The following is a 364-nucleotide window of genomic DNA, read 5'->3' as shown; positions in this document are numbered from 1 at the left end:
GATTGGGTGCGGGGCCCGCCAAGGGTTACCAAGTCCAGTCAAACTCCGAATGCCATAGACGTGCTACTCGGGAGTCAGACAGTGAGTGCTAAGATCCATTGTCAAGAGGGAAACAGCCCAGATCATCAGCTAAGGTCCCCAAGTGTGTGTTAAGTGGGAAAGGATGTGGAGTTGCAAAGACAACCAGGATGTTGGCTTAGAAGCATCCATCATTTAAAGAGTGCGTAATAGCTCACTGGTCGAGTGACTCTGCGCCGAAAATGTAMCGGGGCTAAACGTATCACCGAAGCTGTGGATGGACACCGTAGGTGTCCGTGGTAGGAGAGCGTTCTAAGGGCGTTGAAGCTAGACCGTAAGGACTGGT

Annotated in this window: 1 rRNA gene; it reads left to right on the top strand. The window is 51.8% G+C overall.

From position 1 onward, the window contains the following. Positions 1 to 364, top strand: a 23S ribosomal RNA gene (locus AC1DIH_RS28250); the annotation flags it as partial.

The organism is Pseudomonas sp. 05N36, assembly GCF_056397385.1.
Note: the sequence above shows the minus strand (reverse complement) of the source record. Positions and strands in the feature narration are given on the sequence as shown.